This is a genomic window from Collinsella sp. AM40-7AC, from assembly GCF_003468125.1.
Taxonomy (GTDB): Bacteria; Actinomycetota; Coriobacteriia; order Coriobacteriales; family Coriobacteriaceae; genus Collinsella; species Collinsella aerofaciens_O.
Map to the genome: position 1 here is coordinate 33898 of NZ_QSGK01000012.1, position 13545 is coordinate 47442.

A 13545-nucleotide genomic window follows, 5' to 3' on the forward strand; every position below is an offset into this window, starting at 1 on the left:
ACTACTCCATCCCGAAGAAAGCTCGGATAGCAGCATCGGCCGCGTTGTTATCGGCGCGCACGGAGGCAAGCTCGTCAGCACAGGCCTTGTCAAGTACGGCGCGGTCCAGTCCGCAATAGTATTCGTAAATTGCGTCCGCAAGGCCTTTTGCTTCGTAGTCAACCGCCAAACCAAGGCCTTTGGTTTTCACCTCATCGCCCATAATGGACCCCTGAGTACACACCTGCGGGATGCCGTACTGAACGGCGTCATAATACTTGTTGCTCATGGCCCCAACCATCACGGAGTCATTCTCATAGACGTTGTGCACGATGTCCGTCTCGGCAGCGAAGTAAGCGCGCTCCTCAGCATAATAGGCACCATGGAAGTAAACGTTGTGGAAACCGTGCTCCGCAACATGAGCCTTAAGGCGCTCGGCGACCTCTTCCTCTCGGCCGTTGTAGTGCAGTTCGAAGCGCTCGTCGCCACCCAAGGCATCAATCATGGCAATATTGGCTCGCTCATGACGAATCATGCCCCAGTACCGTACGCGGATGGGCGTGCCCTCCGAGAACTCTTTCGTCCTCGGAGGGCACTCGGAGGCCAGCAGGTTGTGCTTAAGCATCACGCCGGAAGCGTTGTCGAGATACCTGAAGAATGCCGGAGAGCTCGCCAGCACAAGGCCAGCATTCCGTGACAATAGAAGAATGAGCTTCCGATAAAATCCTAAACTCTCATGGCTAACATCGCGGTAGTCGAGGATATACCTGCCGCGAAAGTCCCCCTTCAAGCGATCGAGAATCGTAATACCTGGCGTCGAATGCAGTACCACAATCCGGTCATAGCCCTCGGAGTCAATGACGCCCAAGGCGAACTTTCGAAATCGCGCGAAGTGCGGAAGCTTCTTCTGAATAGGGTCGGCATCCTCCACGTGATCGCCGAACACAAAAGACTTGGAAATACCTTTCGGTACGGGCGCATCGGGGCGCCCGTTGCGGTTCCAACTGACCAAATGAAGCTCATTCGAGCCGCCGAGTAGACGAACGTAGTCGTACATATAGGGCATATGGGCTATACGAACAAAACCAAGTAAGAGTACCTTCATTAGGCTTCACCGCCCCTGCGGATACCCTCGAGCACCTGTTCCATTCTCTTCACACACACAGTGCGCGAAAGGTTTTCACGTGCGTACGCTCTTCCGTGCTCGCATAGGCGCGTCAGGCGCTCAGGGTCACCATGGAGCGTTCGTATGGCCGTGGCCAACTCCTCGGCGTTATCAATCTCAACGCAAACGCCCAAATCCTCGCGCTCTACCATGGCAGCGTAGAGCGAGTCTTTTTCTACAGAGCTCACGATTGCCTTGCCGCAAGCGAGAAGGATGGGCATCTTGGATGGAGTACCCGTGTAGATGACCTCACGACGCAGGGGAATTAAGCACACATCGCCAGTGGAGTACACATCAGGCACCATATCGACGGGTTGCAGTGGGTAGAACGCAACGTTAGTAAGGCCCTCGGCGTCCACAGCGTCCATGAAATCCTTCTTCACGCAGCCGTCACCGATGATTTGCACCACGATGTCGGGCTCGTCACGCAAAAGCTTAGCCACCTCGAACATTGTCTTCCAATTGAACTGCAGTCCAACGCTGCCAGCAAACTGAACGTAGAACTTGTCGTGGGAGATATCGAATTTCTTGACGAAGCGATTCTTCTCCCAGGGTATGTCGTAGTTTCTACGGTCATCAAACCAGGGTGGAACGATATGCAGCCTGGGGCGAGGACAGCCCGCATCGGCGCATGCCTCCACCATGTCCTCGGAGAGCACCACAACCGCCGACGACATACGGTATACAGCCCGAGAGAGCAGGTCCATACCAGCGTAAACCATTTTATTAATGTTCAGGCTCTTTGTCTGACCCGGCCACACGTCGTAGACGTTGTAGAGCACAGGCTTGCGCACAAACAGTTTGAGAAGCACCTCTTGGAAAAACACCGTGGGACAAGACTGGAGAAACACCACATCAAAATCGCGGCGTTTAATCGCATAAGAAATCATTTGGAAGGCGTACTTCGCTTCATCCAGATAACGCACAACGAAGTTGCTCTTGTCAATGACTTTGCGTGACAGCGTGTCCACGGTCAGCCCATCGCGTCCTACGAGCGTCCCCGGAAGCACATCATAGGTGTGCTTCCGTTCGCTCTGAATAAGGTGAACGCGGTTACCCAATTTTAAAAAACCGTCAATGAGCTGCTCTGCCATCTGGTTATTGGGACTCGCGGTGTCGAAGCCATCCATGGTGATATATAAAATATTCATTTACTTCCCCGTTTTATTTTTACCGAACATGGCACCAAAGGTGCCGGTAAAGCATTTCCAGTCCATGCGGAAACAGCGATTGCGCACGTAGCGGAGTTCAATCTTCTGTCGCAAACCGCTCTCGAACGTCGCGGCATTGCGGTCAGTCGCCTGCCACAGGCCCGTAATACCGGGCTGGACAGAGAGCAGCTCAGCCTTTTCCTCATCGGAAAAGTGCTGTTCAAGTTCGTCTCTTGTTATGGGACGCGGACCGATGACGGAAAGGTCGCCGTTCAGCACGTTCAGGAACTGCGGCATCTCATCAATGGAGCACTTGCGGATGAACTGCCCGACTTTGGTAATACGGGGATCATCGTCGACCTTGCGCTCGACTTCCCACTGATGCAGCTGCTCAGGACTCAGATACTTCTGGACGTTGCCGGCATCCGCAACCATGCTGCGAAGCTTAAGGATCTTGATGGTCTTACCGCCCTTGCCAACACGCTCCTGCGAGTAAACAGGGCTGCCAGAGGACTCAAGACAGATGAACGCACACACGACCACAATGGGAATGAAGAGCACAACACTCACGCAAAGGCTAAATACAAAATCGAAAAGTCGCTTAACAAATCGATAAGCCAATGTACCGCTCGGCTTAATTACTAAAGTAGCTGGCTTAGCTCCAACAGCTGCGGCACCGCTATATTCCGTTTTATCTATCACAATTTCCTTCAAACCTACGTCCCCGCCCCCGGGGATCCTCCCTGTCCCGTTAAGCAGTCGCCAGCAGCTAGGCAATCGCCTTTTTAAGGTTTCGCATGACGCGCTGCTCGTTTGAAAGCACCGCGAGGCCAACGCGCGTAGTTACGCGTCGGCCACACAGGTCGAGCTCCAAATAGGCAGTGCTCTTGCGTCTGTTAATGGTTTTGATAAGGCCTTCGTGGCCCAACAGTGGACCTGCCGTCACTACGACCTGGTCGCCGTCTTTTAAGGCCTCGCTCATGGGCACTACGCGGTCTCCTCTATTGGTAAAACTGCCAATGAGCTGGGTCTCTTCTTTTGCCAGCGGCACAAACTGACCGTCCTGGGATAACACCCGGGCAAAGTCGTCCATGCGCAGCAGATACTGTTGCACGGTGCGGGGATCTGCCGTGTCGCAGATAAGGTAACCGGGAAAGAGTGGCTTGGTCGTATTGACCCATTCGCCGTGTATCTTAATCTCGGTTTGATATTGGGGATAAAAGAGCTCTTGCATGGCACTCGCCGGCACCACGCGCTCGATGCGCTCGCGCATTACGTCTTCGCGACCGTTAATGACCTGGATCACATACCACACGAGCACCACCCCCTTGCTGTCTTACGTGTGGCTCACGGGGTTTGGGTATGGCTTCGCCAGGGCGCTTGTGCGCGAAGGCGCTCCATATTCAAACCCTGAGCCCAGTTAGACAAGCACGTGGCTCTGCCCCACCGTGAGCGGTATGTATAAGTGCAGCTGCTAGAGTCGCGGACGTGTATCGCAAAAATGACCGCGACCCCAGCTGGCTTCGTGCGAGCCAGTCAAGCGGGTACAAAACTGGACCGCACGCAAACAGCTGCAGGACTGCTACGCATTGACACGCAAACAACTACTCATTTACACCTTAGACATAACTTAATGCAAACAATTTAGGTCGCATGACTTCTTTATTGGAGCTCGTGGTGTTTCTGGCACCGCCGTTACGGCCGGATGCTGATCGACCCTGCGCTTTATGGCTTGCTGAAGCCGTGAGCACAGTTGAACTCATGTAACGCTAAGTATCCTAGCACAAGCTGATAGCGAAACTGATTTGGGTTGTGTTGGACAACATATCGTTCATTTGACGTGCTTAAGGGGGTTGTTTTGGGATGTTGTTCACGTTGCTGCTGGTTATTAGGGTGCGAGCGGTGGTTAGGGATGCTCCTGAAGCACAAATGGAACGTCGAGCTGCACTGGTAATTGCGTTTGTCTAACAAACTATGTACAGACATGGGAAATAAATTGTGCAACATTTTGTTGGCGTAGGTGGGGTTAGTGGCGTGTGGTGTTTTCGCATGAAAAAAGGCCTTCGGAATTCCGAAGGCCTTTGCATTCACGATGGTGGAGACGAGGGGGATCGAACCCCTGACCTCTTGACTGCCAGTCAAGCGCTCTCCCAGCTGAGCTACGCCCCCGTGACGAGGTAGTACTATAGGGGAAGATCTTCGGGGATGCAAGGGGGAATTTTGAATTGATTTTCCGCCTTACGGGTTTTCCTGGGACGGTGGATAGAAATAATCACTCTTCGAGCGATTATTTCTATCCACCGTCCCGATAAAACCCTGATGCGATGGTCCCTACTTGTAAAGGTAAGCGATGGCGGTGCCGGTGTGGACTTCGATCTCTGCGGTGGATCGGACTATGTTGCTGATGCCGGTGTCGGCTAGTAGGGCTAGGGGGCTGTGATCTAGTTCCCACTCTAAGCCATGCTCGCTAACCTCGGTGTTGGGGGATATGGCGATGATGGAGAAGGTTTTGCCCTCGGCGCCCTCGATGGTCCAGGTCTCGTCCTGGTGCAGGATTCTGGCCGTCACTTCGTCTTCTTCGATCCAGACGGGGGCGTCCGCATAGCCTGCCAATAGCCCTAACACAGACAGGGCCATATCCGGGCGGCCGCCCGTAGCGCAAGTCGCAACCACTTCGGCACCCTGCCAGCGGCGACGGACGGCATCGAGCGCCAGCGCCAGATCGGTATAGTCCTTGTAAGGGTCGTGGCGTTCTACCTCAAAGGCTTCGGCGGCATCGACCAACGCACGGCCCGCGTCGCTCACCGTGTCGGCATCTCCTACATATACATCGCAGCCAAGCCCCGCGCCCAGCAGTGCATCGAGTCCGCGGTCTACCGCGACAACGTGGTCGCACTCCCCCGCCAGGTGGCACAGCAACTCGGGGCTCGCCACCTCCGGCGAGCCGCAGACCACTAATACCTTGCAAGCCACAGCCCTCGCCTAGCCCTCAAACTCAAGAACGCGGGCCAGGTCTAGGTCCACGTAGCTGTCGATAAAGATATCGCAGTTGCCACGCACTTCGTCGCGCTTCATGCGGCCGTGCGGGTCATAGATGCCCACGCGCTTAAAGCCAGCGACCCCAGAGCTCTTTAGGCCAAAAACGGCGTCCTCAAACACCCAGGCGCGCTCAAACCTGCACCCATGACGCTCCTCCAGGCGGCGCAGCGCCAACTCGTACACATCGGGGAACTGCTTGGAGCGCCCCGCCTCGCCCGTCGTGGTAACAAACTCCATGTATGCGTCGAGTCCGGCACCAGCGAGCGCGGACTGCACCAGCTCGGCCGGCGTGGACGTGGCGACGCACATGGCAAAGCCGGCCGCCTTTGCCTGCTCCAAAAATGCCAAGAGCCCCTCGCGCGGCGGCACCTTGGAGTACCCATCGATCAAGATGTCGCTCAACTCGCGATAGAGCTCCTCGCCATTCGTGCCAATGCCCCACGTGTCGTGGTATGCCTGGCACTCATCCTCGAGCGACAAATGCTCAAACTGGGCAAAATCGTCGACTGTTACGTCAACTCCGTGGCGGCGCAATAACTCGGGCTGGGCATAGGCCCAAACGGGGGTGCTATTAACCAGTGTTCCGTCGCAATCGAAAATAAAAGCGACATTGGGAGCAGCGGTCTGGGACATAAACGAACCTTTCGATGTCAAATGGTAAACATCCTGTTAAAAACGTTTTACCAAACGTCAGACTAACAATCTTGAAACCCTAATTGGTAAAACTGTCAAGAGTTTTACCATCGCAATTCTGCTAGTGGTCTAAACATGGCGCTCGCCGATTAAACACCGCCGCAAATCCACTTTTCTCCATAAAAGTAACGAACAGGTGTTATCGTATTTCGTGCCGAAAGTTCCACCGAGCACGCGAGGTGGAACGAATCATAGAACTATCGCCGTCCCTTCGATTCGTGCAGCCTTGGACCTTTCGCATCTAGTCACCAAGGCAACACGCTGCCGCGTCATGATGGGATCAAACGTGAGCGATACAAAGCTAAAGCCAACGGCTAAAAAGCCCGCAACCCGTAAAGCCGCCCCGCACGCACCGGAGCTCACCAAGGACGATGTCTATCTATTTGGCATCGGCACGTGGGAGCGCAGCTGGGAAAAGATGGGCGCGCACCCCGACACGCAGAACCGTACGCGCGGCTGGCGCTTTTGCGTTTGGGCGCCCGATGTAAAGAGCGTGCATGTCATTGGCGAATTTAACGACTGGGATGAAGAAGCCAACCCTCTGGTGCCCGTGCATACGAGCGCTATTTGGGAAGGCTTTATTCCTGGCGCCGAGCAGGGCCAGCTCTATAAGTACCTCATCGAAACCAACGAGGGCGAAAAGCTCTACAAGGCCGATCCATACGCCTTTAAGGCTGAGTGCCCTCCGGGTACCGCCAGCGTGCTGTGGACCCTCGATGGCTATAAGTGGAACGACGCCGCGTGGCTCAAGCGGCGCGCCGGCCACAACCACATGTCGCAGCCGCTGAACATCTACGAGGTGCATATTGGCTCGTGGAAGCGCCACGGCGACGCGCCGCAGGGCGAGCCGGACGAGTACGGCAACTATCCCGGCCCCATGGATCCCTTCCCCGCGCAGCGCGGCGAGTTTTACACCTACGACGACCTGTCGGTGGAGCTCGTGGACTACGTGCACGACATGGGCTACACGCATATCGAGGTCATGCCGCTTATGGAGCATCCCTTCGATGGCTCCTGGGGCTACCAGACGACCGGTTACTACGCCGCCACGTCACGCTACGGCAACCCGCAGCAGCTCATGCACTTTATCGATGCATGCCATGAGGCAGGCATCGGCGTGATCATGGACTGGGTACCCGGCGGTTTTTGCGCCGACTCCCACGGCCTTGCCACCTTTAACGGCCACATGCTGTTTGAGCACGAGATTCACCCCAACTGGGGAACGCACAAGTTCGATTTCGCCCGCGGCGAGGTCCGCTCCTTCCTGGTCTCCAACGTGCTGTACTGGCTCGAAAACTTCCACGTGGACGGCATCCGCATGGACGGTGTGTCCAGCATGCTGTACCTCAACTTTGGCATTGACGATCCCGGCCAAAAGAAGTTCAACAAGTACGGTACCGAGGAGGACCTGGACGCCAGCGCGTTTATCCGCCAGGTCAACTGCGCCGTAGAGGCGCACTACCCCGACGTGATGATGATGGCCGAGGAGTCCACCGCGTGGCCGCTCGTGACCTATCCGCCGCAGGACGGCGGCCTGGGCTTCCACTACAAGTGGGACATGGGCTGGATGAATGACACCCTGCACTATATGCAAACCGATTTTCCGTGGCGCCCCGGCAACCACGGGCTGCTCACGTTCTCCATTATGTACGCCTTTACCGAGAACTTTATCTGCCCGCTAAGCCACGACGAGGTCGTGCACGGCAAGTGCTCGCTCATCGGCCGCATGCCGGGCGACTGGTGGCGCCAGTTTGCCGGCCTGCGCACGCTGGCTTTCTACCAGATGACGCACCCCGGCGCCAAGCTCAACTTTATGGGCAACGAGATCGGCCAGTTTATTGAGTGGCGCTACTACGAGTCCATCCAGTGGTTCCTGACCGAGGAGTACGAGACTCACCGTCATCATCAGGCGTTCATCAAGGCACTCAACCACCTGTACACCGCCGAGCCCGCCCTGTACGAGCGCGGCTACACCGATGACGGCTTTACCTGGATCGACGCGGACAACTCCAAGCAGTCCATCGTGAGCTTTGTGCGCCAGGGCGAGGACGTCGATGACGACCTGGTGATCTTGATCAACTTTGACCCGGCAAGCTACGAGAGCTTCCGCGTGGGCGTGCCGCGCGAGGGTGACTGGGAGGTCATCTTTGATTCCGACCGTCCCGAGTTCGGTGGCAGCGGCTATGCCGGCGAGGAGCCCTACACCTGCTCGAGCGAGCCCTATCCCTGGAACGGGCAGATGGACTCCATCGAGATCAAGGTTCCCGGCCTGGCAGGCGTGGTGCTTAAGCGCCGCGGTCCCAGCAGCTATATGCCGCCTGTGGTCGAGGAGCCCAAGGCTGCGCCCAAAAAGCGCACGTCCTTGGTGAAGCCCAAGCCCGCGGCTGCCAAGAAGGCTCCTGCCACGGCCAAGGCCAAGGCTGCTGCAAAGCCCGCTGCTAAGGCCGCAGCCAAGAAACCGGCTGCCAAAAAGGCCGCTACCAAGGCCAAGTCTGCTTCTGCTAAGCCGTCTGCCAAGGATGCGTAACAAAACCGTTACAGCTGTAATTACCCGCCCCGCGAGGGCGTAGGATACATGTCATAACCGTTTCGGGGAACAACTCCCGGGGGAAAGGAACGTATGAATAAGATCTTCGACAACAAGCAGGAGTTTACCGAGCTCTATCGCGATGCCGTCATGAGCATCAGCGGCAAGAGCGTCGAGGCCGCCAGCGACCTCGACCGCTTTAATGCCCTGGCCAAGCTCGTGGCCGAGAAGGCGCGCACCGTTGCCACCAAGAGCAACGCCCGCGTCACCGCCGAGGGCAAAAAGCGCGTGTACTACTTCTCGATCGAGTTTTTGATCGGCCGACTGCTCGACAACTACTTGCTCAACTTTGGCGTGCGCGACATGGTCGCCGAGGCGCTCGACGACATGGGCTTCGATCTGTCCGTCATCGAGAACCAGGAGCCCGATCCGGCTCTGGGCAACGGTGGCCTGGGCCGTCTGGCCGCATGCTTCCTGGATTCGATGGCAGCCGAGGGCATTGCCGGCTACGGCAACGGCATGCGCTACCGCTACGGCCTGTTTAAGCAGGAGATCGTCAACGGCAGCCAGGTCGAGGCCACCGACGAGTGGCTTACCCACGGCTATCCCTGGGAGGTCCGTCGTCAGGATAAGGCCGTGACCATCAAGTTTGGCGGCCGCGTCGAGGGCTTTGAGGAGGATGGCCGCACGTTTTACCGCACGGTGGACACGCAGGATATCCTGGCCGTCCCTTATGACATCCCCGTCGTGGGCTATGCCGGCGAGACCGTCAACAAGCTGCGCGTCTGGGCTGCCGAGCCGGTCGAGGAGCACTTCGATCTGGAGGCCTTCAACCGAGGCGACTACGCCCTGGCCGATGCCGAGCGCGCCGAGGCCGAGGCCATCAGCGCCATCCTCTACCCCAACGATGCCGGCGAGCACGGTCGTCTGCTGCGCCTGAAGCAGGAGTACTTGTTTGTTTCGGCCGGCATCTACAGCCTGCTCGACACCTTTGAGAAGGAGCACGGCGAGAACTGGGAGCTGCTGCCGCAGTTTGTGGCCATCCACACCAACGACACGCACCCCGCCATGTGCGGCCCCGAGCTCATGCGTATTCTCATCGACGAGAAAAGGCTCGAGTGGGACGACGCCTGGAACATCGTGACGCAGGTCGTGAGCTACACCAACCACACCATCCTGCCCGAGGCCTTGGAGAAGTGGCCTATCGGCACGTTCTCCAAGCTCCTCCCCCGCGTGTACCAGATCATCGACGAGATCAGCCGTCGTTGGCACGAGTCGTTCGACACCACGAAGGAGGGCTGGCAGGAGCGTCTGCGCCAGACCGCCATCCTGTGGGACGGCGAGATTCGCATGGCCAACCTGTCTGTGATCTGCAGCCACAGCGTCAACGGCGTGGCCAAGATCCATTCCGACATCATCAAGAACATCGTGCTCAAGGACTTCTATGCCCTGACGCCCGAGAAGTTCAACAACAAGACCAACGGCATCTCGCACCGTCGCTTCTTTGCCGAGGCCAACCCCACCTACGCCAAGCTCGTGACCGAGGCCATTGGCGATGGCTGGCTCAAAGACGCCTTTGAGCTTGAGAAACTCAAGGAGTTTAAGGACGACACCGAGTTCCTGAAGGCCGTGGGTGCCTCCAAGCGCGCCAACAAGGAGCGTCTGGCCGCCTACGTTAAGGCCGAGACCGGTCTGGTCATCGACCCCAACACCGTCTTCGATGTCCAGGTAAAGCGCTTCCACGCCTATAAGCGCCAGCTCATGAACATCATGAAGGTGATGGACATCTACAACCGTCGCATTGCCGATCCCAAATTCCACGTGACGCCGACGACCTTCATCTTTAGTGGCAAGGCTGCCTCGAGCTACACCTTTGCCAAGGAGACCATCCGCCTCATTAACTCCGTTGCCGACGTCATCAACAACGACGCTCGCGTGAACGAGGTCATGAAGGTCTGCTTTATCCCCAACTTCCGCGTGAGCAACGCCCAGCTCATCTACCCCGCCGCCGAGATCTCGGAGCAGATCTCCACGGCCGGCAAGGAGGCCTCGGGCACGTCCAACATGAAGCTCATGATGAACGGCGCCATTACGCTGGGCACCCTCGACGGCGCCAACATCGAGATCGCCGATCTGGCCGGCCGCGAGAACGAGGCCATCTTTGGCCTGACCGCCCCCGAGGTCGAGCAGCTCTGGGCATCCAACAGCTACTTTGCGTGGGATACCCTCAACGGCGACCGCGAGCGTCTGGGCCGCGTGATGGACGAGCTCAAGGACAACACGTTTGCGGGTCTTTCGGGCAACTTCGAGAGCATCTACAACGAGCTCATGAACAACAACGACCCCGACCTAGTCATGGCTGACTTCCGTAGCTACGTGGATGCATGGGAGAACCTCACGGGCAGCTACGGCGACCAGGAGACCTGGAACCGCAAGGCCCTGCTCAACACCGCCTCGAGTGGCTGGTTCTCGTCCGACCGCACCATTCGCGAGTATCGCGACGAGATCTGGCACGCATAAAGCGCGCGAGCTCCCTTTGCCGCACGGCATTACTCGACGGGCGTGACAGTGCGCCGCGCCCGTCGCTAATGGGTTAGGAACATCGATGACAGAAGGAGAAATCGATGAGTAAGAAAGAATGCATCGCGATGCTCCTCGCAGGAGGACAGGGCAGCCGATTGGGGGCACTCACCCAAAAGATCGCCAAGCCGGCGGTTAGCTTTGGTGGCAAGTTCCGCATTATCGACTTTTCGCTGTCCAACTGCTCCAACTCGGGCATCGACACGGTGGGCGTTCTGACGCAGTACCGTCCCTACCTGCTGCATGCCTACGTGGGCTCCGGCGAGGCGTGGGATCTGGACAGCCGCGACGGCGGCGTGTCGATCCTGCCGCCGTACGAGACGCAGACCGGCGGCGCCTGGTATGCGGGAACGGCCGACGCCATTACGCAGAACCTCGACTACATCAAGGCCAACGACCCCAAGTACGTCCTGATTCTTTCGGGCGATCACCTGTATCGCATGGACTACCGCAAGATGCTTAAGACGCACATTGAGAACAACGCCGACCTCACGGTGAGCGTTATGCCCGTGCCGTGGGAGGAGGCCAGCCGCTTTGGCATCCTGACCACCGACCCCGAAGACGGCCGCATCACCAAGTTCACCGAGAAGCCCGAGAAGCCCGATTCGAACCTCGCGTCCATGGGCATCTACATCTTCTCGGCCGACGTGCTGATCGAGGCGCTCGAGGAGGACGCTCTGGACCAGCGCTCGAGCCACGACTTTGGCAAGGACATCATCCCCAAGCTGCTCGGTGAGAACAAGCGCCTGTACAGCTACGAGTTCCACGGCTTCTGGAAGGACGTCGGCACCATCGCCAGCTTCCATGAGACCTCGATGGACCTGCTGGGTAACAACCCCGAGTTCGATCTGTTCGACAAGAACTTCCCCATCATGTCCAACATCACCACGCGTCCGCCGCACTACATTGGCCCTGACGGCCGCCTGGACGACTGCCTGGTCTCCAACGGCTGCAAGATCTACGGCACCGCTCGCCACTCGATCCTTTCGACCGATGTCATCATCGAGGAGCGCGCCGTGGTCGAGGACTCCGTGCTGCTGCCGGGTGCGCACGTTAAGAGCGGCGCGCACATCTGCCGCGCTATTTTGGGCGAGAACTCCACGGTCGAAGAGGGCGTGAAGCTCGGCTCTGTCGATACCACCAAGGATACGGCCGTCGTTGGAAATGACGTCGTTATCGGGAAGGGGGAATGATCCGATGATCAATCGCAAGGCCATCGGTTATATCACCGCTAACTACTCTTCGACCTACGGCAGCGTGCTGCTCAAGGACCGCCCCATCGCATCCGTTCCGTTTTTGGGCCGCTACCGCCTGATCGACTTTCCGCTGTCCAACATGATGAACGCCGGCATCAAGACCGTCGGCGTCGTCATGCCGGGCAACTACCGCTCGCTGATCGACCACGTGGGCTCGGGCAAGGACTGGGGCCTGGACCGCAAGAAAGGCGGCCTGTTCATGGTGCCCGGCAACGCGTATGGCACCACCAAGGGCGGCATGCGCTTCCTGCTGCGCGACATCATCTCCAACAAGACGCTGTTCCAGCGCTCGGAGAAGCCCTATGTTGTGATGATGGGCACCAACATCATCTTTAACATGGACCTCAACACCATCATCGAGGCGCACGAGAACTCCGGTGCCCAGATGACCGTGGTGTACTGCAAGGCCACGCGCAACGTCGATGACGAGACCAAGCTCGAGATTAACGAGAACGGCCGCCTGACGGGCGTGAGCGCCGGCATCGTGTACGGCGACAACGCCTCTATGGACTGCTGCATCGTCAACCGCGATACGCTGCTCGAGATTATCGACCACTACCAGGCCGCCGACTATCTGGACCTGCTCGAGGCACTCCAGGGCGACTTTGGCAACATCGACGTGTGCAGCTACGAGTACAAGGGCGAGGTCGTGGGCGTGTTTAGCGAGAAGTCGCTGTATCGCCGCAGCATGGACCTGCTCGACCAGACCGTGGCCGACCAGCTCTTTGACCCCGAGCGCCCGATCCTGACCAAGGCTCACGACGTGCCGCCTTCGCGCTATGCGACCGGCAGCCACGCCTGCAACTCGATCATCTCGGCCGGCTGCATCATCAAGGGCACCGTGCGCAACTCGATCCTGTCGCGCGGCGTCGTAGTCGAGGAAGGCGCTTCGGTGACCAACTCGATCATCAACCAGAGCTGCATCATCAAGAGCGGCGCCCGCGTTGAGAACGCCATTCTGGACAAAAACAACGTGGTTCCCACCAACACCGAGCTTCGCGGCACGCCCGAGAACATCCTGGTGCTGGGCAAGGCTCCGTTAACTTCCGACACCACCATCGTACGTTAACGTTGGCACCGCAACATCGCTCGTAACAAGTAGAATAGCCGCCCGGTTAGCGCCAGGCGGCTATTCTCGAATTGCAACATGGGAGA

General features: G+C 57.9%; 10 protein-coding genes and 1 tRNA gene. 4 read left to right on the plus strand and 7 right to left on the minus strand.

The genetic code is table 11. The features are described 5' to 3' along the window. Position 1: 1 nt before the first annotated feature. The 7 genes from DW892_RS09240 to DW892_RS09270 form a co-directional block, all read right to left on the minus strand. A complete protein-coding gene (locus DW892_RS09240) occupies positions 2-1084 on the minus strand; it encodes a hypothetical protein (RefSeq protein WP_117767118.1) in 1083 nt (360 codons plus the stop codon). Continuing rightward, complete coding sequence (locus tag DW892_RS09245) at positions 1084-2295, minus strand: glycosyltransferase family 4 protein (protein WP_117767120.1); 1212 nt, start codon at positions 2293-2295, stop codon at positions 1084-1086. Before DW892_RS09245 ends, DW892_RS09240 begins: the two co-directional genes overlap by 1 nt. Next, the gene (locus DW892_RS09250) at positions 2296-2997 is read right to left on the minus strand and encodes a sugar transferase (RefSeq protein WP_255415178.1); all 702 of its coding nucleotides are present in this window, start codon (positions 2995-2997) and stop codon (positions 2296-2298) included. 67 nt (positions 2998-3064) lie between these two features. Further along, the gene (gene loaP, locus DW892_RS09255) at positions 3065-3616 is read right to left on the minus strand and encodes an antiterminator LoaP (RefSeq protein WP_233546905.1); all 552 of its coding nucleotides are present in this window, start codon (positions 3614-3616) and stop codon (positions 3065-3067) included. 772 nt (positions 3617-4388) lie between these two features. Then, positions 4389-4464: transfer RNA gene (locus DW892_RS09260), tRNA-Ala, on the minus strand. Between the two features lie 162 nt (positions 4465-4626). Next, positions 4627-5268: a thiamine diphosphokinase gene (locus DW892_RS09265; RefSeq protein ID WP_117767126.1), complete on the minus strand. Its 642-nt coding sequence runs from the start codon at positions 5266-5268 to the stop codon at positions 4627-4629. Between the two features lie 9 nt (positions 5269-5277). After that, positions 5278-5967 carry an HAD family phosphatase gene (locus tag DW892_RS09270; protein ID WP_117767128.1) on the minus strand — a complete coding sequence of 230 codons (690 nt, stop codon included), beginning with the start codon at positions 5965-5967 and terminating at the stop codon, positions 5278-5280. Positions 5968-6298: 331 nt separating this feature from the next. On the opposite strand from DW892_RS09270, the gene glgB reads away from it, so the two are divergent. The 4 genes from glgB to glgD all read left to right on the plus strand — a co-directional run bounded on the left by glgB (position 6299) and on the right by glgD (position 13459). Then, entirely contained in the window at positions 6299-8554 is a 2256-nt protein-coding gene (gene glgB, locus DW892_RS09275) for a 1,4-alpha-glucan branching protein GlgB (protein ID WP_117767130.1), read from the plus strand. Positions 8555-8647: 93 nt separating this feature from the next. Then, the gene (locus DW892_RS09280) at positions 8648-11074 is read left to right on the plus strand and encodes a glycogen/starch/alpha-glucan phosphorylase (RefSeq protein ID WP_117767132.1); all 2427 of its coding nucleotides are present in this window, start codon (positions 8648-8650) and stop codon (positions 11072-11074) included. Between the two features lie 104 nt (positions 11075-11178). Further along, positions 11179-12327 carry a glucose-1-phosphate adenylyltransferase gene (locus DW892_RS09285; protein ID WP_035138263.1) on the plus strand — a complete coding sequence of 383 codons (1149 nt, stop codon included), beginning with the start codon at positions 11179-11181 and terminating at the stop codon, positions 12325-12327. A 4-nt stretch (positions 12328-12331) separates the two neighbouring features. Further along, positions 12332-13459, plus strand: coding sequence for a glucose-1-phosphate adenylyltransferase subunit GlgD (glgD, locus tag DW892_RS09290; protein WP_117767134.1), 1128 nt, complete (start codon positions 12332-12334; stop codon positions 13457-13459). Positions 13460-13545 lie beyond the last annotated feature (86 nt).

Excerpts from the sequence above, each read along its gene's own strand:
- DW892_RS09240 (WP_117767118.1), bottom strand. The coding sequence starts at position 1,084 with ATGAAGGTACTCTTACTTGGTTTTGTTCGTATAGCCCATATGCCCTAT.
- DW892_RS09245 (WP_117767120.1), bottom strand. The coding sequence starts at position 2,295 with ATGAATATTTTATATATCACCATGGATGGCTTCGACACCGCGAGTCCC.
- DW892_RS09270 (WP_117767128.1), bottom strand. The coding sequence starts at position 5,967 with ATGTCCCAGACCGCTGCTCCCAATGTCGCTTTTATTTTCGATTGCGAC.
- glgB (WP_117767130.1), top strand. The coding sequence starts at position 6,299 with ATGATGGGATCAAACGTGAGCGATACAAAGCTAAAGCCAACGGCTAAA.
- DW892_RS09280 (WP_117767132.1), top strand. The coding sequence starts at position 8,648 with ATGAATAAGATCTTCGACAACAAGCAGGAGTTTACCGAGCTCTATCGC.
- DW892_RS09285 (WP_035138263.1), top strand. The coding sequence starts at position 11,179 with ATGAGTAAGAAAGAATGCATCGCGATGCTCCTCGCAGGAGGACAGGGC.
- glgD (WP_117767134.1), top strand. The coding sequence starts at position 12,332 with ATGATCAATCGCAAGGCCATCGGTTATATCACCGCTAACTACTCTTCG.